Source organism: Comamonas halotolerans (assembly GCF_030162935.1).
In the GTDB taxonomy this organism is placed as follows: Bacteria; Pseudomonadota; Gammaproteobacteria; order Burkholderiales; family Burkholderiaceae_C; genus Comamonas; species Comamonas halotolerans.
Genome location: NZ_JASAUZ010000068.1, coordinates 1 through 231, shown reverse-complemented (window position 1 = coordinate 231; position 231 = coordinate 1). Strand labels below are relative to the sequence as shown.

The 231-nt window shown below is 64.5% G+C and carries 1 protein-coding gene; it reads right to left on the bottom strand.

What is annotated here, in order from left to right; translation table 11 throughout:
* A partial coding sequence (locus QEP11_RS17520) for a hypothetical protein (protein ID WP_284337942.1) occupies positions 1–231 on the bottom strand: 231 nt, incomplete at both ends.

Below are 231 nucleotides of genomic sequence, written 5' to 3'. Positions count from 1 at the left end.
ACACGCTGACCGTGGTGGTCGACGTATCAGGAGCGGCGATATCCACCGTGTAGCTTTGCGAACCCGTCACCGGTGCGCTGGCGTTGCCCGCCGCATCAGCAAACGTCGCCTCGGCCGTGACCGTGGGAGTCACGGCATTGGCCAGCACATTGCCCGGCACCTGGGCCGTCCAGGTGCCATCCCCGTTATCGGTGGCTGCATACGATTGACCGTCCACCCGCACAGTGACTA